Source organism: Azospirillum fermentarium, assembly GCF_025961205.1.
GTDB classification, from domain to species: Bacteria; Pseudomonadota; Alphaproteobacteria; order Azospirillales; family Azospirillaceae; genus Azospirillum; species Azospirillum fermentarium.
Genome location: NZ_JAOQNH010000001.1, coordinates 2533233 through 2554164, shown reverse-complemented (window position 1 = coordinate 2554164; position 20932 = coordinate 2533233). Strand labels below are relative to the sequence as shown.

The following is a 20932-nucleotide window of genomic DNA, read 5'->3' as shown; positions in this document are numbered from 1 at the left end:
CGCATGTTACGGTTTTTCCCATGCAGCCCTCGACGACCGCTCTTGACGATTTGCGCCGCGACATCGACCGGATCGACGATTCGATCCACGACCTGCTGATGCGCCGCGCCCAGATCGTGGGCCAGGTGGCCGCCGCCAAGGGGCAGCAGCCCGGCGGGTCGGGCGGCATCTTCCTGCGTCCAGGGCGCGAGGCGGTCATCCTGCGCCGGCTGGTGGCGCGGCACAGCGGCAGCCTGCCCCCCGCCGTGGTGGTGCGCATGTGGCGCGAACTCATCACCGCCTTCACCCGCATGCAGGGGCCGTTCGCCGTCGCCGTCTATGCGCCCGAGGACCGGCGCGGATTCTGGGACGTGGCCCGCGACCATTACGGCAGCATCGTGCCGATGACCGCGGTCAACACCCCGGTGGCGGCCGTGCGCGCGGTCAGCGAGGGCACGGCCACCGTCGGCATCGTCCCCTATCCGGCCGAAGACGACACCGATCCCTGGTGGCGCTACCTGCTGTCGTCCGACGGGCGCACCCCGCGGGTGGTGGCCCGCCTGCCGTTCGCCGGCCGCGGCAATGCCCGCGGCGAGGACCGCGATGCGCTGGCCATCGCGCTGTGCCCCAACGAGCCCACGGGCGACGACCGCACGCTGCTGGCCATCGAACTGGGCTTCGACCTCAGCCGCGGCCGGCTGAAGGACATGCTGGAGGCGTCGGGGCTGGCCCCCACCGCCTTCTGCACTTGGCACGCCCGCGAAGCCGCCGGCCATTCGCTGCATCTGGTGGAAGTGGCCGATTTCGTCGGCCCCGGCGACCAGCGCCTGTCCTATTTCCTGGGGCGGGCCGGGGAACAGCCGGTGCGGGTGAACGTCATGGGCGGCTATGCCGTGCCGCTGACGCTCCACCATCCCTGATCCCGGCTCCGGCCGAAACCCCACAACACCCCCGTTTTCGTTCCGTCTTATCGCTCAAGGTCCGTCCGACATGACCACGACTTCCGGTCCGGCACCCCGTCCGGGCATTCTCGACATCGCCGCCTATGTGGGCGGCGAGGCGCACGGCACCATCCGTCTGGCGTCCAACGAGGGCGCCTTAGGTCCGTCGCCTCATGCCATGGAAGCGTACAGCCGTCTGGCCGGCTCCATCCACCGCTACCCCGACGGCGGGTCCACCGAGCTGCGGCAGGCTTTGGCCCAGCGTTTCAACCTGGACGCCGCCCGCATCATCTGCGGCGCCGGGTCGGACGAGATCATCAGCCTGCTCACCCGTTCCTACGTGGGGCCGGGGGACGAGGTGCTGTACAGCGCCCACGGCTTTCTGATGTACCCGATTTCGGCCAAGGCCTGCGGCGCCACCCCGGTGGCCGCCCCGGAAAAGAACCTGAAGGCCGACATCGACGCGCTGCTGGCCCATGTGACCCCGCGCACCCGCATGGTGTTCATCGCCAACCCCAACAACCCCACGGGCACCTACCTGACCGCGGACGAGCTGACGCGCCTGCACGCCGGGCTGCCGTCGGACGTGGTGCTGGTGATCGATGCGGCCTATGCCGAATACGTCGATGCCCCGGACTATTCGTCGGGGGTAGAGCTGGTGGAAAAGCACCCCAACGTGGTGATGACCCGCACCTTCTCCAAGATTTTCGCGCTGGGCGCGCTGCGTTTGGGCTGGGGGTATTTCCCGGCGGCCATCGCCGACGTGCTGAACCGCGTGCGCGGCCCCTTCAACGTCTCCGCCCCGGCCCATGCCGCCGGCGTGGCGGCGCTGGCCGACACCGGTTTCCTGGAGCGTTCCCGCGCCCACAACACCCAATGGCGGACGTGGTTCCGCGATGCGGTGCAGGGGCTGGGGCTGACGGTCCACGACAGCGTGACCAACTTCGTGCTCGTCGATTTCGCCGGCCAGAAACCGGGGAAGGACGATGCCGAGGCCGCGCGCCAGTATCTCAAGGCCCGCGGCATCCTTGTGCGGCAGATGTCGGCCTATGGGCTGCCCACCTGTCTGCGCGTCACCATCGGCACGGGCGACGACATGCGCACCGTCGCCGATACCCTGAAGGCTTTCCTAGAAAGCTGACATGAGCCTTTGAACGGAACCCGTATCATGACCACCCAGACTCCGCTTTTCGACCGCGTGACGATCCTTGGCATCGGGCTGATCGGCTCGTCGCTGGCGCGGGCTCTGCGGTATTACGGGGTGGCACGATACGTGGCCGGCGGCGACCTGGACGCCGCCGTCTGTGACAAGGCCGTTGAGCTGGGCATCGTGGACAGCGCCACCACCGACCTTGCCGCCGCCGCCGAGGGGGCGGACGTGGTGGTGCTGTGCGTGCCCGTCGGCGCCTGCGGCCCGGTGGCCGAGCGGATCGCCCCCGTGTTGAAGCCCGGTACCATCATCACCGACGTCGGTTCGGTGAAACAGGCGGTGCTGCGCGACGTCGGCCCCTTCGTGCCCGCGGGGGTGCATTTCATCCCCGGCCACCCGGTGGCCGGCACCGAACATTCGGGGCCGGAAGCGGGCTTCGCCACCCTGTTCGACGGGCGGTGGGCCATCGTCACCCCGCCCACCGGCAGCAACGCCGAGGCCGCGGCCACGGTGGCCGAGATGTGGCGCCGTTTCGGGTCCAAGGTGGAGTTGATGGAGCCGTCGCACCATGACCGGGTGCTGGCCATCACCTCCCACCTGCCGCACCTCATCGCCTATACCATCGTCGGCACGGCGTCGGATCTGGAAGAAGACACCAAGTCGGAGGTCATCAAGTTCTCCGCCGGTGGCTTCCGCGACTTTACCCGCATCGCCGCCTCCAACCCCACCATGTGGCGCGACGTGTTCCTCAACAACCGTGAGGCGGTGCTGGAGGTTCTCCAGCGCTTCACCGAGGATCTGACGGCGCTGCAGCGGGCCATCCGCTGGGGCGAGGGCGACGTGCTGTTCGAAACCTTCACCCGCACCCGCGCCATCCGCCGCAGCATCATCGACGCCCGGCAGGCGTAACCCACCCCAGCCGACGAGCCGCCCCCAGATGGACATCGACGAAATCAAGGAAAAGATCCAGGAGGCGGCCAAGGAGGAACGCGACGCCGAACGCTCCGAGCGTAAAGGCATCGCGATCTACATCTCCGTCCTGGCCGCGTTGTTGGCGATCACCAGCGTCGGCGGTTCCAACGCCGCCAAGCAGATGGTCAATGCCAACATCGAGGCCAGCGACGTCTTCTCATTCTACCAGGGAAAGGTGCTGCGCCAGACCCAGTATCAGCAGGCCGCCCGCGCCCTGGAACTGTCGGTCCTGTCCCGCACCGACCTGACGCCCGACCAGCGCGCCGACGTCGAGCGGGAGGTGGCGTCCTACCGCCAGACCGTCGCCCGCTATGAAAGCGATCCCCAGAGCGGGGAGGGCAAGAAGGAACTGCTGGCCAAGGCCAAGGCGAAAGAGGCCGAACGGGATTACGCCGCCCGCCAGGATCCCTATTTCGACGCAGCGGAAGCGCTGTTGCAATTGGCGATCGTGCTGGCGTCGGTGTCCACGGTGATCGGGGTGTCGGGCCTGCTGTGGCTCAGCGGCGCCTGCGCCGTCACCGGCTTCCTGGCGATGGTCAACGGCTTCACCCTGATCGTCAGCCTGCCGTTCCTGTAACCGTCACCACACCACTTCCGGCATGGCAGCCACCTTCATGGGGCCGACGTAGAGGGCGCGCGACTGGATGGTCAGGGGGGCGGTGACCACCGGCTCGCCATCCGCCGCCGGGCGCGACAGCATGGCCAGCATGGTGCGGGCCAGATTGACCTCTTTCGGTTTCAGCATGGCGCTGATGGCGGTCAGCGCCTGCTGCGCCCCGCGCACCTCCATGGTCATGGCCGCCTGGGGCTGCAGTTCGCGGTCAAGGGCGAAGGTGCCGTTGACCGACAGCTTCACCGGACCCCAGTTCACCGCCAGCCGGTCCAGTTCCACCGTGCCGCCGCTGCGGCTCCACGCCGACAGGCTGGCCGGTTCCGGTGCCGGGGGGCGGCCCTGCACCCGCACGGTGGCTTCCGCCCGTTCCATGGCCGGTCCCAGGGCGGCGGCTTCGGGGGGCAGGGTGATGCCGTCGGCGGTGACGGCCATGGTCAGGCCGGTTTCCTGATGGTCTGCCGGGGGGCGGCCCGGCTGGGTCATGACCAGCGACAGGCTGCGCACCCGCACGGGGGCCGAATGCGGCCCGGCGGGGGCGGCGGCCACGTCGGTGAAGATCATGGTGGCGTCCGTGACCTGCCCATCCGGTCCCAAAAGCACGCGGCCATGGCCCGAGACGGCCTCCAGCGAGGTGACGGCGCCATCGACGATGGTCAGCTTCTGCGTGCCGGGCAGGGTGATGGCGATGTCGGACGGGTTGCCGACCGCCGCTTCCGCCACCAGCTTGGCCCCCTGCCACTGGAGGGAACGGGTGGCGATGGCACCGTCGGTCGCCACGGCGCGGACGGCGAAGGGGAAACCCTCCATGCCCAAGGATGCGAACCGGACGTCGATGCCGTGAGCCCGCTGGGTGTCGGCCCAGTCGTGAATCCCCCGTTCCACCGTCCGCGCGGCCAGGAACCAGGCCCCGGTCCAGCCAGCGGCGGCCAGGACGAGGATCGGCGCGCAGACAAGGGCCAGACGGCGGAGGATGGGGCGCATGGTCATGTGTCCTTACGGGGTCCGGGAGCGGTGGCGTTCCCTGGAGCGAACACATGTTAACCCAAAATTCATCCTTTGGAGGATGGTTTTCTCGGAATTCAGGTCAGAAATCCTTGCTCGGCACCCGCAGAGCGGGAGGTCTCCCGCTTCGATGCCGCCTTGGCGGCGTACATCGCCTGATCGGCATGGGTCAGCAGGTGGTGGGCGTCGGTCCCATTGTCGGGATAGATCGACCAGCCGATGGACAGGCCGGCGGTCACCTCGTGCCCGTCGGCGATGATGGGCTCGGCCAGCGCTTCGCGGCAGCGGCGCGCAATGGTTTCGCACGGCGGGCGGGCGTTGCCGGTGCCGGGCAGCAGGACGGCGAATTCGTCGCCGCCGATGCGGGCGATGGTGTCGCCGGGCCGCAGCACCGTTGACAGACGCCGGGCCACGTGGCGCAACACCTCGTCCCCCACCGCATGGCCGTAGGTGTCGTTGATGGGCTTGAACCCGTTCAGGTCGATGTAGAGCAGGGCGAAGGGCTGCTTGTCCCGTTCGGCCCGCACCAGCGCACCACGGAACTTCAATTGGAACATGGCCCGATTCGGCAGGCCGGTCAGGGGGTCGTGATGGGCCATGTGGGCCATGCGCGCCTCGCTCTCGCGCAAGGCGGCTTCCTGTTCGCGCAGCTTGCCCAGCAGATAGTTGAAACCCTTGGCCAGATCCCCCACCTCGTCGTCCTGGCGCACGGGCAGGTGGGACAGGGGCTGGGTGCCGTCGGCCATCTGGTGCATCTGCCGGGCGGCGTCGGCCAGCGGGCGCAGCATGTGCCGCTGGACCAGAAACACCACCACCACCACCACGACCACCGTCGCCAGCGTGGCGGTGATGACGATGGTGCGGAAATTGTAGACGGAGGCGAAGACCTCCGACGCGGGCATCCGGGCCACCAGGAACCAGCCGGCGCTGGGCACCGACACCATGGTGGACAATTCCTCGTCGCCAGCGGCGTTGGTGGTGATTCCCGACCCGCGGAATCCTTGCATGGCCCGGTCGTGCAGCGGGTTGATTCCAGGGGCCGGCGTGTCGGTCAGCACCTTGTGCGGGTCGGTGGCGGCGACGAACAGCTTGTCGCGCGGGGAAATCAGCAGGAAACCGCCGGTCTGCCCGATGCTCGATTCCTGCACCAGATTGAGGAAGCCGGGAGCGTTCAGGTCGGCGATCCCGGCCAGAACCGCTATGGGAGTTCCCTGGGCGTCGCGGACCGGGGCGGCCATCACGATGATCGGCTTGCCGTCGATGGGGCTGCGCACCGGGCGGCCCAGAACCGTCTGTCCGCCGCGGGCGCTTTCGAACCAGTCCCACAGGGTATAGTTGAGATCGCTGCGCCCCGGCAGCACCGGGTGTTCGGCCAGCGCCTGCTGCCCGTCCAGCGCCATGACCGCCAGACCGCGGGAAAACAGCGGCTCCGTATCGTAACGCTGGGCCAGCCATGACCGCAGCGCGGCGGGATCGCGCAACAGGGGGACGGGAACCAGCCCGGCGATGCGTTCCAGCGCGGTCAGCCGCGCCTTGATCTTTTCATCGATGTCATGGGCGACGTAGGAGGCAATGGCCTGCTGCTGGGCGGCGGTCATGGATTCGACCGCATCCTTGAGGTACAGCGTGACGAAGCCCAGCCGGGCCGTGCCGCCGACAATCACCAAGGTGATGCCGAACGCCAGCAGACGGAAAACGAGACTCTTCCGGCGTGCCCGCCACTGCCCGGCTATCCCCTGGAGAAAATTCACGTCCGCACGCCCGGTGCTGCTAAAATATATATGTACTCAGATATGGGGGTATGTTTGATTTCTGTCAATCTTTGTTTGTATGCCCGCTGGTATGACAGGTTTTTGAAAACAAAGACAGACGCCTGATTGGCGGTGGCGTGCTCCGCCGGTGGAATAATTTAAGGGCATTTTATTCAATCAATCCGTGCCAAACCACCCAGCGGTGCCAGCCGGTTGAGAAGGGCGGGATTGTCCCATCCCGGTTGACGTTCGGTGGACAGCGCACCGTGGCGCAAGGGGGCGGCAGTTTCCACCCACACCTCGGCCCAGCGGGGCACCGCCTCGTTGGCGATGTCGTCCAGGATGGCGGCGGCCAGTGCCTCGGGCCCGGCATCGCCCCAGCCGGGGGCGGCGGCCAGCGTGTCCAGATACTCTTTCACGCTGGCCGCGGTGACGGTCCAGCGGTCGGGAACATAGCGCAGCACGACGTGCAGGCCGGGATGGGGTTCCGCCGTCAGCATCACCAGCGCGTCGGCGGTCCCGGCGGGGTTGGCGGCGGTGCGCAGGGGGCTGCGCCGCTGGGCCGGCGTCAGGACGGGCGGAGCGGTCATGCCGTCACCCCCATCCGCGGCCCGCCGCCGGGGGTCAGGGTCACCCATTGCCGGCTGTCGGTCTGGAACAGCAGGCTGCCGGCGAAGCCGACGGCGCCGACGCTGGTGGAAAACACCCCTCCCAGCTCATCGCGCAGGCCGGCGTCCAGCGGGGTGCGGCTGCGCAGGATCAGGTCGAACCGCCGTTCCCGCACCATGCCGTCAAGCTGCAGCGGCCCCAGCCGGCTGAGATCCACGTCGATGACGAACCGGCTGCCCTTGGGGGGACGGTCCTTGGCCGCGCCCTTCTCGTCCTCGTCGCCGTGGATGGGGTGGATGTGGACCCGCACCGGCTGAAGCATGGTGCCGTCGAACACCGGCAGGGTGAAGCCGTGCCAGCCGCCGGGCAGCGGGTCGGCGGCCTGCTGCTGCATGGCGCGGAATTCGCGGTCGAGTGCCGCCAGCAGGTCGCCGCGCCCATGGCGGCGCAAGGTCTCGGTGGCGTCGTCCCCCAGCCATGCGCGGGCGTCGCCGCCGCGCACCGCGGCCAGGAAGAAGCTGGCCGCTGCGGCCATGCGCCGGTTGGGCTGGGGCACCACCGTGTTCATCAGCGACTGCGCCAGCGCCCGGTCGATGCCGGCCAGCGTCACCAGCGCTTCCCGCAGCGCCGGCCATTCCCGCGAGGAGGCGAGGAACACCTCCCGCCCGGCGATCCCCTCCAGCGCGGTGCCGGGGTCGCTGAGCGCCACCGTCAGCACCGTGCCCTTGGGCAGCGCCTCTCCCTGGCCCAACGCCAGCATGCCCAGGCGGGTGGCGATGATCGGGCGGCCTTCGCCGGTGGTGCCGGCCACGGTGCCGCGCACCACAACCGATCCGGGCGGGAGCCCGTCCGGCGGCTCCGGCACGGGGGTGTCCCCGCCGTCGAAGGCCGGCGCTTGGGCCGTGGGCGGCTCCAGCATCAGGATCTTCACCGCCACCGTTCCTCCCGGGCGCAGGACGGGGGGCAGAGGCGGGCGCGCGGCATCGCCCTTGGCCGCCGGGGGCTGGCCGGAACCGCCGCCGGGATGGGCCGCGTCCCCGCCCAGTTCCACCGGGTTGTCCTCCGCCCCGTCGGGACCGACAAAGGCGTTGAGAGCCGCCGCCGCCAGCCCGTCCGCGGCGGGGCTGGCCGGAGCGCCGGCCTGTGGTGCCGCGGCGGTGGGCGCCGTCTGGGCAGGGAGTGGGGGCGATGCGGCGGTGGACGGTTGCGGGGCCGTGGCGGGCAGGGGAACCCCGGCGGCATCCCGCCCCACCGGGGCCTGGGCGTTGCGCGCCACCGCCAGCACCACCGCCGGCAGCAGGGCGCCCGGCTGGATCGGCGAAGCCGGAAGGGAAACCGTCCCCGCCGGCCCCGGCAACAGCAGCGGGGCCGCGGGTGTGGGAGACGGCGCGGACGATGGTCCGGCAACCGCCGGGCCGGAGGGGGAGGGCATCGCCGGTGCCGGCACGGGGGGGCCGCCGATCTGCACCAGCACCGCCGGCGCCGGTGCCGGCGTCTGGGCCGGTGCGGTGCCCAGCGAGGTGGGCGGGGCCAGGATGGTTGCCAGCGACGGTGGCTGGCCGGCGGCAATCTGCAACGTCACGGGCCGGTCGGTCAGCAGCGGCAGCGGGCTTTTGATCACCACCTCGCCGGCTTGGGTGCGCACGCGGGTCAGCCCGTCGGCGGTTTCCCCCGCCACCGTGCCCGGCAGCACCACCGGGCGGGCGAGATCCTGGAGCTTTTCCGGCACGGCCTTGACCGGCGCCTCCCCCACCGTAACGGTGGCGGATGACGCCGCCGGGGCCGTCGCGGCGGCGGTGACCGAGGGGGGAACGCCGCCCATGGCGCCGGTCCCCCGTTACTCGCGGATCAGCCGCTGGGCGATGCCCATCACGTCGTTGGCGGCATCGCAGGCGGGCGAGCGGGTCAGGAGCGGCGTCTGGGTGCGGATGGCGTCGCGCACCTTCAGGTCGCGGCGGATGATCCCGGCCAGTTCCGGCTTGAACTTCAGGAAGTTCTGGCACGCCTTCAGGATGGTGTTGTAGGTGCGCTCGCCTTCTTTCAGGCTCTGGGCCACGTTGACCACGATGCGCAGGTCGGCGTTGGGGTTGGTGGCGTGGGTCAGCTTGATGAAGGCGTAGGCGTCGGTCAGCGACGTCGGCTCGTCGGTGGTGACCACCAGCGTGCGGCCCGCGGGACCGGCCAGGGTGCGCACCGTGCGGTCAACGCCGGCCCCCATGTCCATGATCACGTAATCATAGTTGCGCGCCAGCTCCAGCAGGTCGTTGCGCAGCCCCGACAGCCGCTGGCTGGGCAGGGTGGCCAGCGTGCCCGACCCCGACCGCCCGGCCACGATGTCGAACCCGGTGTCGGGGAACCGCTCGGCGGCGCGCTTCAGGCTCACCGAGCCGTCGATCACCTGCCCCAGGTCGTGGCGGGGGGTGAAGCCCAACTGGATGTCCACGTTGGCAAGACCCAGGTCGCCGTCGAACAGCAGCGCGTTCTTGCCGGCGCGGGCCAGGGCATGGGCCAGCGTGATGGAGAACCAGGTCTTGCCCACACCCCCCTTGCCGCTGGCCACGGCGATGACGTTCGCGCCGCGCAGCGGGCGGACATTGCTCATGGAGGCGGGGTTCGTGTTGAAAACCGGGTCGGTCATGGAAGTGTCCTCGACGACGGGGTGCTCATGGCGCGGGCTTTGTTCCCGGACGGTTTGGAGCGGGACGGGGACGCCGCCGGCCGCTTCTTCTTGTCCTGGTCCGGCATCATCAGCCGGGCCAGTCCAATGGGGTTGAGGGGGGTCAGGCCCTCCGCGACCTTGGAGGCGACGCCCCCGTCGCAAAAGGCCAGGCGGGATCGGTGGGCCGCCACCAGCACGTTGCCCAGGCGGCGTGCGGTGTCGAGACGCGACACCAGCATGCGCCGGGCACCCATCTGGCGGAAGATCAGCGCGGTTTCGGCGGCGTCCACCATGTCCAGACCCGCGGGCAGGACCAGAACCGGTTCCACCTGATCGGCGGTGGCGGACAGCAGCAGTTTCAGGTCGTTCATCTCGTCGGGATCGAAGGGGTTGTGCCCGGCGGTGTCCACCAGGACCAGATCGTTGTCGGCACTCATCTGCAAGGCACCGCTGAACGCCTCCGGGTCTTCGACCATGTGGAACTTCACCTTCAACAGACGGGTGAAGGCGGCAAGCTGTTCCGCCCCGCCGGCCCGCACGGTGTCGGTGGAGATGACGCTGACGCTGCGGTTCTTGAACACCGCGCGGGCGGCCAGCTTGGCCACCGTCAGCGTCTTGCCGCTGCCGTGTGGTCCCATCAGCACCAGCGGCTTGGTCCGGCCGCGCCCGCCGTCGGGCAGCGGGTGGAAGGTGAACATGGAATCGAGTGCCGCCCCCAGCGCCAGCGTGGGATCGTCGGTGTCCAGCCCCAGCGCCGAATCCAGCAACTGTTCGGCCAGAACCGCCGGTACGCCGTGGCGGTGCAGCGCCTCCGCCAGCACCTCGCCCACGTCCACCACCGGCTCGGGCGGCGGCGGGGGCACGCGCGCCATGGAGACGGCGGCGCTGTTGTGGGAATGCTGGTCGTCGTCCTCCACCGCGGCGGTGACGCGCACGCCCCCGCCTTCCTCCTCCCGCGTGGCGACGATGATGGCATCGTCGCCCAGCGCCTGGCGGACCTGGCGCATGGCATCGGCCATGTTCTTGGCGTGGAAGGATTTCAACCGCATCGGCGAAGCTCCTTCCGGTCACGGGTGGGAGGGGGGCAGGTCATCAGATCTGCCCCAGCGTCTTGATCTTGGCCTTGGGGTGGATCTCGTTCTGGGACATCACCACCGTGGACGGGCGGAACCGCTCGACGATGGAGCGCACGTAGGGCCGGATGTAGGGGCTGGTCAGCAGAACGGGGGTTTCGCCCATCATGGCCTGTCGCTCGAACGTCTGGCGCACCGAGGTGATGAACTGCTGCAGCCGGCTGGGCGCCATGGTCAACTGCCGGTCGTCGCCGTCGCCCACCAGGGCCTCGGCGAACGCCTGCTCCCATTCGGGGGACAGGGTGATCAGGGTGATAATACCCAATTCGTTGGCGCATGCGTCGCAAATCTGGCGGGCCAGACGGGTGCGGACGTGTTCAGTGATCTGGGTGATGCTGCGCGTCTGGCTGGCCGCTTCCGAGATCCCCTCCAGAATCGTCGGCAGGTCGCGCACCGAGATGCGCTCGGCCAGCAGGTTCTGCAGCACCCGCTGCAGCCCGCCGACGGTGATCTGCTGCGGCACCACGTCGGCCACCAGCTTCTGGTGCTCCTTGTCCAACTCGTCCAGCAGCTTCTGCGTCTCGGTGAAGGACAACAGTTCCGGCATGTTGTCCTTGATCAGTTCGGTCAGGTGCGTGGTGACGACGGTGGAGGGATCGACCACGGTGTAGCCGCGGAACATCGCCTCTTCCCGGTATCCCGGCTCGATCCAGATGGCCGGAAGCCCAAAGGTGGGCTCGGTGGTCTGCTCGCCCGGCATGCTCATGGCCTCGCCGCGCGGGTCCATCACCAGGAGCATGTTGGGGCGGATGTCGCCGCGCCCCGCCTCGATCTCCTTGATGCGGATGATGTAGGTGTTGGGGGGGAGCTGCAGATTGTCCTGGATGCGCACGGCGGGCATGACGAACCCCACCTCGCCCGCGATCTGGCGGCGCAGCCCCTTGATCTGGTCGGTCAGCCGGTGGCTGCCCGCCTGCGGCTGGTTGATCAGCGTCAGCAGGCCATAACCCAGCTCCAGCCGGATCAGGTCGATGGCCAGCGCCGTGGCGATCGGCTCGTCGGCCACCGGGGCCGGACCGCCCCCGCCCCCGGCCTGCGCCTCCGCCGCGGCCGCCGCGGCCTCCGCCTCTTCCAGTTCCTTCTTGGCCTTGGCGCGCGGGATGTACCACGCGGCGGCGCCCACCGCCCCGGCCACCGGCAGGAAGGTCAGCAGCGGCATGCCCGGCAGCAGCGCCATGGCGCCGATCATCACCGTGGACAGGCCCAGGGCCGCGCTGTGGTTGGTGAGCTGCCCCACCACCGCCTTGTCGGTGGAGCCGCCGGCACCGGCCTTGGCCACCAGGAAACCGGCGGAGATGGAGATGATCAGCGCCGGGATCTGCGACACCAGGCCGTCGCCGATGGTCAGTTTGGTGAAGGTGTCCAGCGCCTGCATCACCGGCTGGCCGTGGCGCAGCACGGCGATGGACACGCCGCCGACGATGTTGATCACCATGATGATCAGGCCGGCGACGGCATCGCCCTTCACGAACTTCGACGCACCGTCCATGGAGCCGAAGAAGGCGCTCTCGTCCTCCAGTTCCTTGCGCCGCGCCCGCGCCGTGGCCTCGTCGATCATGCCCGACGACAGGTCGGCGTCGATGGCCATCTGCTTGCCGGGCATGGCGTCCAGGGTGAAGCGGGCCGCCACTTCGGCGATGCGGCCCGAGCCGGCGGTGATGACCTTGAAATTGACGATGGTCAGAATCGAATAGACGATCACGCCGATGATGAAGTCGCCGCCCATCACGAAGCCGGCGAAGGCCTCGATCACATGGCCCGCCACGTCGGTGCCCTCGTGCCCGTGCTGAAGGATCAGACGGGTGGACGCCATGTTGAGCGACAGGCGCAGCAGCGTGGTGATCAGCAGGATGGTGGGATAGGCCGACAGTTCCAGCGGCTTTTCGATGAACAGCACCACCATCAGGATCAGCACCGAGATGGTGATGTTGATGGCCAGCATCATGTCGAGCATGATCGACGGCATCGGCGCGATCAGGCCGACGATGATGATGACGATGCCGAACGCCATCACCACGTCGCCGCGCTTCAGCGACGCCTTGGCGACCGCAAGCATGTCGGTCAGGGCCGACAGGTTGCCGCCGCCCCCGCCGCCCTTGCCGCCGCCTGGATTGGTGTGTTCGGTAAGCGCCATGCCCTAATGCCGTCCGCCGCTGTCCATTCTGCCGCCGTCCATCACCCCGCGTTCTGCCACCTTACAGCGAAGCGCGCTCTTCCGCACCCGGCGGAACCACCGGGATGCCTTCCTCGCTGTACTGCTTGAGCTTGTTGCGCAGCGTGCGGATGGAAATGCCCAGGATGTTGGCAGCGTGGGTGCGGTTGCCAAGACAGTGGGTCAGCGTTTCCAGGATCAGGTCGCGCTCCACGTCGGCCACCGTGCGCCCGACCAGCCCCGCCATCGGCGTGCCGGGGGGCGGAACCACGGTGGGCGCCGCCGGGGCGGCCACCTTGGGCATGCCGTACCCGGTCATGCCATAGGGGCTGGAGCCGGGGGGGAGCGCCGGGGGCACCGCGACCGGCGGGGCGGTGACGGGGGCCGCCGGCGGCACCGTGCCGCCGGGATAGGCGAAGGGCTGGGCCACCGGCGAATTGCTGGGAACCGACGCCGGCCCCGACCCTTCCGGGGCCAGCATCTGGCTGGACAGCATGATGGCTTCCGGCCCGATGCTGTCCCCGCGCGACAGCAGCACCGCCCGGTGCATGGTGTTTTCCAGCTCGCGCACATTGCCGCGCCAGTGGTGCCCCTGGAGCATGGCCAGGGTTTCCGGGGCCAGCGGCTTGGGCGCCAGCCCGTTGGCCTCCGAATACTTCTTGATGAAGTAATCGGCCACCAGCGGGATATCGAGCGGGCGTTCGCGCAGGCTGGGCAGGCGCAGGTTGAACACGTTCAGGCGGAAGAACAGGTCTTCGCGGAAATTGCCGGCCCGGACCTCCGCCTCCAGATTGCGGTTGGAGGTGGCGATCAGGCGCACGTTCACCTTCACCGGCTGGGACGAGCCGATGCGGTCGATTTCCCGTTCCTGGATGGCGCGCAAGAGCTTGGCCTGCAGCCGCGGGTGCATCTCCGACAATTCGTCCAGCAGCAGGGTGCCGCCGTTGGCTTCCTCGAACTTGCCGATGCGCCGTGCGACGGCGCCGGTGAAGGCGCCCTTCTCATGGCCGAACAGTTCGGATTCCAGAAGGTTTTCCGGGATGGCGGCGCAGTTGACCGCGACGAAGGGTTCGTTGGTCCGCCGGCTCTTGCGGTGGATGTAGCGGGCCATCAGCTCCTTGCCGGTGCCCGATTCGCCGGTGATGAGGACCGAGGCGTCGCTGGGGGCGATCTGGTCGGCCAGCCCCAGCACCGCCAGCATGGCCGGATCCTGGCAGACGATGGCGTGGCTTTCCTCCGCCACCGCGGCCAGGACGGCGGCGATCAGTTCGGCATCGGGGGGGAGCGGCACGTATTCCTTTGCCCCGGCACGGATGGCGCGCACGGCGGCACTGGCATCCGTGCCGATGCCGCACGCCACCACGGGGATGTGGATGCGCTCGGCCTTCAGGCTGGTGATGAAGGCGGCGATGTCCAGCTTGACGTCGATCATCACGAGATCGGCGCCGGCAGCGGCCCGCAAGGCGTTGAGCGCGCCCTCAATGCTGTCGGTGTGGGACACCTTCGCACCGCGCTGCATGGCAATCTTGCCCGCGGCGGTGATGTATCCTTCCAGCGTTCCAACGATCAACAGACGCATCACTCAGGCTCCCCTCGGGGATTCACGGTCGAAATACTGAATCCGCCGCCCCGGCGGCAGAACGGTGTTGAGCTGCATTTCCAGCCGCCGCGGGTTTTCCTGCCGCGCGATGGAGACCGCTCCGATGGTATATAGGGTTCGGATCAGCGCGTCTTCCTCCGCGTTGCGTTCCAGCTTGGCCGCCAGCGGCGCCAGGAAGACGTTGCCCAGAACCGCCCCGTAGAAGGTGGTCAGCAGCGCCAGCGCCATGCTGGGGCCGATGGCCGACGGGTCGTTCAGGCTGCCCAGCATCTGCACCAGCCCGATCAGCGTGCCGATCAGCCCCATGGCCGGCGCCACCTCGGCCGCCCGGCGCAGCACGGACGCACTCTTCAGCCGGCCGGCGGCGGATGCCTCCACCTCGCCCGACAGCATGCGTTCCACCTCGTCGTGGGGCAGCCCCTCGGTCACCAGGGTCAGGCATCGGTGGAGGAAGGCTTCGCCCCGCACCTCCGGCAGCATGGCGCGCAGGATTTCCGGGCCGGCCCGCCGGGCGCTTTCGGCCACCAGCATCATCTGCCGCCCCACCGCGCGGGGGTCGTGGGGCTGGTGCACCAGCACCCGCGCCGCATCCCGCCACGCCGCGCCGATGTCGGGGATGGAGAAGGAGGCGGTGGTCACCGCCAGCGTCCCCCCCAGCACGATCAGCAGCGACGGCGGGTCGAGAAAGGCGCGCAAGGAACCGCCCGCCGTGATGGCCACCACCACCACGCCCGCCGCCGCCGCCAGACCCAGCAGCGTGGCCGCGTCCAGCCCGCCGCGCAGACGCGCCCGCGCCGGGGCCGCCGCGCTGACACCGCTGCCGGAAGAGGGGGAGGGGGCGGAGTCGCGGGCGTCGGTCATCCGCGGTCCGATTTGATGATTTCGGTCATGGTCACGCCCAGCCGGTCTTCCACCACCACCACTTCGCCGCGGGCCACCAGCCGGTTGTTCACATAGATGTCGATGGCTTCGCCCACCTTGCGGTCCAGCTCCACCACCGCGCCGCGGCCCAGTTTCAGCAACTGGCTGACCTGCATGGTGGATTTGCCCAGCACGGCGGAAATCTGCACCGGGATGTCATAGACCGCCTCCAGATCCTTGGCGGGACCGAGGCCGGTTTCGTAATCGGAATCGGAGCGTCCGCCGCCCTCGATCTCGTCCAGGCTGAAACTGTCCTTGCCCATGGAGTGTCACACCCTTTCCCAACAGGAACCGTGAGCGGCGCCGGTCACGGCTGCGCCGGAGCTTGCAACAATTGCGCCACGCAATGCTCAATATCGGCCATCAGGCGCCGCGTGTCACGCTCCACGCCGCCCTCGGCCCATTCGATCCGGCAGTCGCCGGGCTCCAGCCCGGCTTCCGCCACCACCATCATGCGGGCGCCGAACCCCGACTGCGTCCCCAGCGCTTCCAGCCGTTCGCGCACCGGGTCGATGATGTCGGGCGCCACCCGCACCACCAGACGCGGTTCGTCCAGCAGCTCGGTCAGGCAGGACCGCACCAGCCCTTCGATCTCGTCGAGCCCGCCGCGGCGGGCCAGCTCGGGCATCAGCTTGCGCACGATGGCGAGCGCGATGTGGGCCGGCTGGTCCTGGCGCATGGCGTTGGTGGCCTGACGGTCGGCCAGCAACTGGCCGATGCCCCCGGCGATGCGCTCCAGCGCGCCGGCCAGCCGCGCCTCGCTGCTGGCGGCCATCTGGGCGCGGCCGGTTTCCAGCCCCTCGTTCTTGCCGGCGTTCAACCCCTCGGTGAAGCCCTTGCCGTAGCCGGCGCTCTGTCCGGCCCGTTCACCCTCGGCAAACCCCTCCCGCCGGGCGGCGGCCAGCTCCTCCTCGTTGAAGGTGGGCGGGGGCGGGATCTCCGGCTCGGGCTCCGGTTCGGGTTCCGGCTCCGGTTCGGGTTCCGGCAGCAGCTCCTCATCTTCCACATAGTAGCTGCGGTTGGGAACATCGACGTCGAACGATTCGTCGAACAGAAATTTGCGGATCGAGGGCATGGTGTGTCCTGTATCGACGGAAATCCAGACCGAAACGCTTCACTACCACGAAAGAGGACTATCAGCTTTCCTGATACAGCCAGTTGCGCAGAATGGACACGGCTTCTTCCGGGTGCTTGTCCACGATCTCGCCCACCTTGCGCAGGGACGAGGCGCGCACCCGGCCTTCCACCCGGTTGATGTCGATCATCTGTTCCAGTTCTTCGTCGGCCTGGGCCGCTTCCAGCGCCAGATCCTGGGCCAGGGCGCCGCTGGGGCCGGCCAGCGCGGCGGGCATGCCGCTCTGGTCGGTCAGCAGCTTGTCCATTTCGTCCTCGTCCCCCTCCTCGGCCTTTTCAAAGGCGCGGGTGATCAGCGGACGGATGACCAGCAGGATGATCAGCACGGCGACGATGCCCAGAACCACCATTTCGGCGATGCGGAACAGGTCTTCCTTCGTCATGCCCAGAAAGATCTCCTCGGGCTTGGCGAATTCGTCGTCGGGGGTGGCAAAACGCATGTTGATGACTTCCAGCGTGTCGCCGCGCACCATGTCCAGCCCCACCGCCGACCGCACCAGCGCCCGGATGCTCTCCATCTCCTGTTCCGAGCGCGGCTGATAGGTGGGTTTGCCACCGTTGGGATCGGGGGCGTAGAGGCCGTCCACCAGCACCGCCACCGAGATGCGGCGGATCTGCCCGGTCTCGCGTACATGGCTCTTGGTGGTCTTGCTGATTTCGTAATTGATGGTCTCCTCGGTCCGGTTCGCCTTGTTGGACGAGATCGGGCCGGAATTGGAGCCGTTGCCGGCCTGTGCCGTGGGCAGGTTCTGGTCAACGGTCACCGGGGCCAGCGGGTCGCGGTCCTGGCTTTCGTTGCTTTCGTTGACGGTCTGGGTGGACCGCACCACCTGGCTTTCGGGGTCGAACACCTCCGACTGGGTGCTGATGCGGTCGAAGTCGAGGTCCGCCGAGACCTCGGCCCGCACCTTGCCGTAACCGACGGTGCGGCCCAGAAGATCCTCAAGCACGCCGACCATGCGGTGTTCGTACGCCTGTTTCTTTTCCTCCGCCGTGGCCAGCAGCATTTCCTCGCTGTTCTGGCCCATGCCGCGGGCCAGCAGCTTGCCCTTGTCGTCGATGATCGAGACCTGGGTGGGTTCCAGGTTGGGCACCGACGCGGCGATCAGGTGCTGGATCGCCAGGATGTTTTCCCGCGACAGCGTGGCACCCTGCTTCATCTTGACGAAGACGCTGGCGGTGGCTGGATTCTGGGTGCGGGCGAACAGCTCGCGCTTGGGCAGCACCAGATGCACGCGCGCCTGCATCACGCCGTTCAGCGTGCCGACGGTGCGGGCCATCTCACCTTCCAGGGCGCGCAGATGGTTGATGTTCTGGATGAAGCTGGTGGCCCCGAACCCTTCGGGCTTGTCGAACAGCTCGTACCCCACCGATCCGCCCGACGGCAGCCCGGCCTGGGCCATGTTCATGCGGATCTGGCCCACCTTGTCGGGCGGCACCATGATCTTGGTGCCGTTCTTGTCCACCTGATAGGGGATCTTGGACTCGTCCAGCTTCTTGGCGATGGCCGCGGCGTCGGCGGGCTGAAGCTCGGCGTAGAGCAGTTCCATCTCCGGCGACGACAGCCGTGTGGTCAAATAGACGAAGAATCCGATCAGAAGCAGGGCCACGCCACCGATCGCCGCCAGGCGCGCCGGCCCCAGATTGCGCAACGTCTGCAGCAGGTTGTTCACGAGGGCGGCTCCCAATCGGCCAGGGTTTGTCACAGAAGGGGATCAGACGGCACGGTTCAGCCTATCCCTAGCAGATGGGCGCCGCGGGGGGTAGCCGTCCCGTTGCCGCCCCGTGCGGCCGCGTGGCTGTTACCCCTGTGCCACAGTCACGCACCCCGGCCCGACGGCTTCCGCCGCGGCCCGGTTTCCGGCTTTCCGTTCCCTAAGGTCCGGTCATGCTAGGAAGGTTTTGATGAACAGAAGGTAAATTCCCCGGCAGCTTTTGCCGGGCGCTAGGCAAAATCTGCCCACTGGTGCGGCCGCGTTACAGGTGATGATGCGCCCCCGTCACACCCGCCCGGCCCCGTGCTCCATGACGGTCCCGGCCATGCGCAGGGGGCCGGCGGGAGGCTGCGTGCAAAGGTTGGAGCACGCTGTTTTCAGTTGAGGATGACAGCAAATATTTTGCTCCCCGTTGACATGCTGATAAGGAGAACACAGGTCTAGGCCATCATCTGCATAAAGTTGATGATGCCATTCGCCGCAAAGGTGAGTGACGGGGGTGGGGGTGCACTTGTTGATTTTCCTCTTTTCCGCGTTCACCTCAGATACGGCGAAAATTAGTATGGTTTTTGGTATGCCGCCGGTTTTTCCGATGCGGCTTCAAGCAGGGAGATGGCCGTGAAAAAACGTGGCCGTGAGAAAAAAGAGGGTCTGAACGAGGTGGATGTCTTCGTCGGACAGCGGCTTCGCGAACTGCGGATGCTGGCGGGGCTCAGTCAGAGCGACGTGGCGGCGGGCCTGGGCCTGACGTTCCAGCAGCTTCAGAAATACGAGCGCGGCTTCAACCGGGTGTCGGCCAGCCGGCTGTACAAGCTGGCCCAGTTCTTCCGTGTTCCCGTGTCGGTGTTCTTCGAAGGGCTGGATTCCCAGACCGGCAGCCCGGCGGCGGTTTCCGACACCCATGCCGCGGAAAGCGTTGACGCCAACACGCTGCGCTCGCGCGAGGCCCTGATGCTGGCCCGCTATTTCCAGAGCATCCGCGACCCCCAGGTCCGCAGCGCGCTGCGTGAACTGGCCGAACGCTGCGCCGTGGACGACGGTGCCGGCCCGGCGGCCGGTTCTGCCGCCGGCACCTACGGCCACGCCGCCGGGCGGGCCTGATCCAGCATCCGGCGGACCGGTCAGGCGGCCTTCTTCAGGGCGTGGTAGCGTTCGATGAAGGCCGCCAGGGCCTCTTCCGGTCCCAGGGGGACGATGGGGGCCGGCGCCGGGGGCGGCAGATCCTGCCAGTTGACCCGGTGGGGCGCGCACAGGTCGCGCAACTCGGTCGCCAGCGCCCGCTGGTCGGCCAGCTTCACCGCCGCCGGTTCGGGGTAACGGAACCCGAACCGGTCGGCCAGCGCCCGTTTCAGCGGCGCGATCGCATCCCGCAGCCGGTCGCGTCCGATCCGCACCTTCCACGGGGTGGGCCAGTCGCCGGTGAACGCCTCCTCGCAATCGTGCAGCAGCGCGTCATAGGCATAGCCGGGCGGGGCCAGATCGCTGGCCACGATGCAATGCTGCGCCACGCTGAAGAACACCCGCGTGTTGCCGACGAACCGGCATTGGTACGCCAGCGGGCGGGCGATGTCCTCGATGTCGAAACGGCTGAAATCGGGCTTTTCCAGATCGACGGTGCGGCCCGAATAGGTCAGCAGCACCGACGTCGCCTCCGGTACGTCCAGAAGGTCGTACTGGTCGGGGTCCGGGGCGCCGGCGCGCCGGCGGGACGGGCGCCGGGAAGAAGGGGGCGTGTCGCTCATGGATAAGCCATAGCAGAGCCCGCCGCCGCCGGGCAACCGTGCCGCCTGCATACGGATGCAAGTCTACCCGCTGGCTGGGCGGGCACGGCGGAAGATTATGCGGGTATGTGCCAGCGATCGTCCTGGGTAATTTTATCGAATTTATTCAATAATCAATGATAAATGCTTTTCAAAGGGAATTAAAATTTGCGACTCCTGTCTTTCGTCTTAATCAAAAAAGATAGACATGGAGCGTGTATGTCAGGCTACATCGTCCAATCCCGGTGAAGGGGTGCGTTTTATTGGGGGGCTGGGATGCAGCAATGGGGGCGGGGTGCGACGCAGGGCGGGGGAATGGGCGGCGGCCATCCCATGATGCGGGATCTCCGCGTGCTGCTGGTGGAGGATGACGATTTCACCCGGCGGCTGGTGCTGCGCCTGCTGCACGACCTGGACGTCCACCTGGTGACCGAGGCGCGCGACGGCATGAACGCGCTGGAGGTTCTGCGGGACAAGGGCGACGGCATCGACCTGATCATCTGCGATCTGGAAATGCCGCGGATGAGCGGGCTGGACCTGCTGCACGCGCTGCGCACCGCCACCGGCAACCCGCTGTCCGACATTCCCGTCATCGTCCTGACCGCCCACCGGGAGGCGGATATGGTCAAACGCGCCATCGCCTATGGCATCTCGGGCTATCTGGTGAAGCCGGTGTCGAAGGCCGATCTGGTCAAGCGGCTGAGCTTTGCCATGCAGAAGGGTCGCGGATCGTCCTCGTGATGACCATCATCCGCGCAACCATCGTCCCCGCAATCATGGGCTGTTGGGGGTAAAGCGTCAGCGGGGCTGGTCAAGCGGCCCCTGTTCCTGTAAAGCTGTC

19 protein-coding genes are annotated in these 20932 nt (G+C 68.2%); 6 read left to right on the top strand and 13 right to left on the bottom strand.

The genetic code is table 11. From position 1 onward, the window contains the following. Nucleotides 1-20 precede the first annotated feature (20 nt). The 4 genes from M2352_RS11990 to M2352_RS11975 all read left to right on the top strand — a co-directional run bounded on the left by M2352_RS11990 (nucleotide 21) and on the right by M2352_RS11975 (nucleotide 3619). Nucleotides 21-899: a chorismate mutase gene (locus M2352_RS11990; RefSeq protein WP_264664715.1), complete on the top strand. Its 879-nt coding sequence runs from the start codon at nucleotides 21-23 to the stop codon at nucleotides 897-899. A 70-nt stretch (nucleotides 900-969) separates the two neighbouring features. Next, a complete protein-coding gene (gene hisC / locus M2352_RS11985; RefSeq protein WP_264664714.1) occupies nucleotides 970-2061 on the top strand; it encodes a histidinol-phosphate transaminase in 1092 nt (363 codons plus the stop codon). Nucleotides 2062-2088: 27 nt separating this feature from the next. Next, nucleotides 2089-2979: a prephenate/arogenate dehydrogenase family protein gene (locus tag M2352_RS11980; protein WP_264664713.1), complete on the top strand. Its 891-nt coding sequence runs from the start codon at nucleotides 2089-2091 to the stop codon at nucleotides 2977-2979. 28 nt (nucleotides 2980-3007) lie between these two features. Then, the gene (locus M2352_RS11975) at nucleotides 3008-3619 is read left to right on the top strand and encodes a DUF4337 domain-containing protein (RefSeq protein WP_264664712.1); all 612 of its coding nucleotides are present in this window, start codon (nucleotides 3008-3010) and stop codon (nucleotides 3617-3619) included. Between the two features lie 3 nt (nucleotides 3620-3622). Here the strand turns inward: M2352_RS11975 and M2352_RS11970 are convergent, their stop codons facing one another. From M2352_RS11970 to fliF, 12 genes are all read right to left on the bottom strand, one after another. Then, nucleotides 3623-4636, bottom strand: coding sequence for a DUF2125 domain-containing protein (locus M2352_RS11970; RefSeq protein WP_264664711.1), 1014 nt, complete (start codon nucleotides 4634-4636; stop codon nucleotides 3623-3625). A 98-nt stretch (nucleotides 4637-4734) separates the two neighbouring features. Beyond that, nucleotides 4735-6408 carry a diguanylate cyclase domain-containing protein gene (locus M2352_RS11965; protein ID WP_264664710.1) on the bottom strand — a complete coding sequence of 558 codons (1674 nt, stop codon included), beginning with the start codon at nucleotides 6406-6408 and terminating at the stop codon, nucleotides 4735-4737. A 173-nt stretch (nucleotides 6409-6581) separates the two neighbouring features. Then, entirely contained in the window at nucleotides 6582-6998 is a 417-nt protein-coding gene (locus tag M2352_RS11960) for a tunnelling fold family protein (protein WP_264664709.1), read from the bottom strand. Continuing rightward, nucleotides 6995-8839, bottom strand: a complete 1845-nt coding sequence (locus M2352_RS11955) for a hypothetical protein (protein WP_264664708.1) — start codon at nucleotides 8837-8839, stop codon at nucleotides 6995-6997. Before M2352_RS11955 ends, M2352_RS11960 begins: the two co-directional genes overlap by 4 nt. Nucleotides 8840-8854: 15 nt before the next feature. Next, nucleotides 8855-9655, bottom strand: coding sequence for a MinD/ParA family protein (locus tag M2352_RS11950; protein WP_264664707.1), 801 nt, complete (start codon nucleotides 9653-9655; stop codon nucleotides 8855-8857). Then, entirely contained in the window at nucleotides 9652-10725 is a 1074-nt protein-coding gene (locus tag M2352_RS11945) for a flagellar biosynthesis protein FlhF (RefSeq protein ID WP_264664706.1), read from the bottom strand. The genes M2352_RS11950 and M2352_RS11945 overlap by 4 nt, the downstream gene beginning before the upstream one ends. A gap of 43 nt (nucleotides 10726-10768) precedes the next feature. After that, entirely contained in the window at nucleotides 10769-12943 is a 2175-nt protein-coding gene (flhA, locus tag M2352_RS11940; protein ID WP_264664705.1) for a flagellar biosynthesis protein FlhA, read from the bottom strand. Between the two features lie 61 nt (nucleotides 12944-13004). Then, nucleotides 13005-14540 (bottom strand): sigma-54-dependent transcriptional regulator, encoded by a 1536-nt coding sequence (locus M2352_RS11935; protein ID WP_264664704.1) that lies wholly within the window; start codon nucleotides 14538-14540, stop codon nucleotides 13005-13007. A 3-nt stretch (nucleotides 14541-14543) separates the two neighbouring features. Beyond that, complete coding sequence (locus tag M2352_RS11930; protein ID WP_264664703.1) at nucleotides 14544-15422, bottom strand: motility protein A; 879 nt, start codon at nucleotides 15420-15422, stop codon at nucleotides 14544-14546. After that, on the bottom strand, nucleotides 15419-15745 hold the full coding sequence (fliN, locus tag M2352_RS11925) for a flagellar motor switch protein FliN (protein ID WP_264664702.1): 327 nt from the start codon (nucleotides 15743-15745) through the stop codon (nucleotides 15419-15421). The genes M2352_RS11930 and fliN overlap by 4 nt, the downstream gene beginning before the upstream one ends. A gap of 44 nt (nucleotides 15746-15789) precedes the next feature. Further along, nucleotides 15790-16557: a FliH/SctL family protein gene (locus M2352_RS11920; protein WP_264664701.1), complete on the bottom strand. Its 768-nt coding sequence runs from the start codon at nucleotides 16555-16557 to the stop codon at nucleotides 15790-15792. 61 nt (nucleotides 16558-16618) lie between these two features. Beyond that, nucleotides 16619-18289: a flagellar basal-body MS-ring/collar protein FliF gene (fliF, locus tag M2352_RS11915; protein ID WP_264664700.1), complete on the bottom strand. Its 1671-nt coding sequence runs from the start codon at nucleotides 18287-18289 to the stop codon at nucleotides 16619-16621. A gap of 660 nt (nucleotides 18290-18949) precedes the next feature. On the opposite strand from fliF, the gene M2352_RS11910 reads away from it, so the two are divergent. Further along, nucleotides 18950-19432 carry a helix-turn-helix domain-containing protein gene (locus tag M2352_RS11910; protein ID WP_264664699.1) on the top strand — a complete coding sequence of 161 codons (483 nt, stop codon included), beginning with the start codon at nucleotides 18950-18952 and terminating at the stop codon, nucleotides 19430-19432. Nucleotides 19433-19452: 20 nt separating this feature from the next. On the opposite strand, the gene M2352_RS11905 is transcribed toward M2352_RS11910, so the two are convergent. Beyond that, entirely contained in the window at nucleotides 19453-20073 is a 621-nt protein-coding gene (locus M2352_RS11905; RefSeq protein ID WP_264664698.1) for a transcriptional regulator, read from the bottom strand. Between the two features lie 351 nt (nucleotides 20074-20424). Here M2352_RS11905 and M2352_RS11900 point away from each other — a divergent pair, with 351 nt between their 5' ends. Continuing rightward, nucleotides 20425-20832: a response regulator gene (locus M2352_RS11900; protein WP_264664697.1), complete on the top strand. Its 408-nt coding sequence runs from the start codon at nucleotides 20425-20427 to the stop codon at nucleotides 20830-20832. Nucleotides 20833-20932 lie beyond the last annotated feature (100 nt).

What these genes read in the sequence shown, in the direction of transcription:
- M2352_RS11990 (WP_264664715.1), top strand. Translation starts at nt 21, where the DNA reads ATGCAGCCCTCGACGACCGCTCTTGACGATTTGCGCCGCGACATCGAC.
- hisC (WP_264664714.1), top strand. Translation starts at nt 970, where the DNA reads ATGACCACGACTTCCGGTCCGGCACCCCGTCCGGGCATTCTCGACATC.
- M2352_RS11980 (WP_264664713.1), top strand. Translation starts at nt 2,089, where the DNA reads ATGACCACCCAGACTCCGCTTTTCGACCGCGTGACGATCCTTGGCATC.
- M2352_RS11975 (WP_264664712.1), top strand. Translation starts at nt 3,008, where the DNA reads ATGGACATCGACGAAATCAAGGAAAAGATCCAGGAGGCGGCCAAGGAG.
- M2352_RS11970 (WP_264664711.1), bottom strand. Translation starts at nt 4,636, where the DNA reads ATGCGCCCCATCCTCCGCCGTCTGGCCCTTGTCTGCGCGCCGATCCTC.
- M2352_RS11960 (WP_264664709.1), bottom strand. Translation starts at nt 6,998, where the DNA reads ATGACCGCTCCGCCCGTCCTGACGCCGGCCCAGCGGCGCAGCCCCCTG.
- M2352_RS11955 (WP_264664708.1), bottom strand. Translation starts at nt 8,839, where the DNA reads ATGGGCGGCGTTCCCCCCTCGGTCACCGCCGCCGCGACGGCCCCGGCG.
- M2352_RS11950 (WP_264664707.1), bottom strand. Translation starts at nt 9,655, where the DNA reads ATGACCGACCCGGTTTTCAACACGAACCCCGCCTCCATGAGCAATGTC.
- M2352_RS11945 (WP_264664706.1), bottom strand. Translation starts at nt 10,725, where the DNA reads ATGCGGTTGAAATCCTTCCACGCCAAGAACATGGCCGATGCCATGCGC.
- flhA (WP_264664705.1), bottom strand. Translation starts at nt 12,943, where the DNA reads ATGGCGCTTACCGAACACACCAATCCAGGCGGCGGCAAGGGCGGCGGG.
- M2352_RS11935 (WP_264664704.1), bottom strand. Translation starts at nt 14,540, where the DNA reads ATGCGTCTGTTGATCGTTGGAACGCTGGAAGGATACATCACCGCCGCG.
- M2352_RS11930 (WP_264664703.1), bottom strand. Translation starts at nt 15,422, where the DNA reads ATGACCGACGCCCGCGACTCCGCCCCCTCCCCCTCTTCCGGCAGCGGT.
- fliN (WP_264664702.1), bottom strand. Translation starts at nt 15,745, where the DNA reads ATGGGCAAGGACAGTTTCAGCCTGGACGAGATCGAGGGCGGCGGACGC.
- M2352_RS11920 (WP_264664701.1), bottom strand. Translation starts at nt 16,557, where the DNA reads ATGCCCTCGATCCGCAAATTTCTGTTCGACGAATCGTTCGACGTCGAT.
- M2352_RS11905 (WP_264664698.1), bottom strand. Translation starts at nt 20,073, where the DNA reads ATGAGCGACACGCCCCCTTCTTCCCGGCGCCCGTCCCGCCGGCGCGCC.
- M2352_RS11900 (WP_264664697.1), top strand. Translation starts at nt 20,425, where the DNA reads ATGATGCGGGATCTCCGCGTGCTGCTGGTGGAGGATGACGATTTCACC.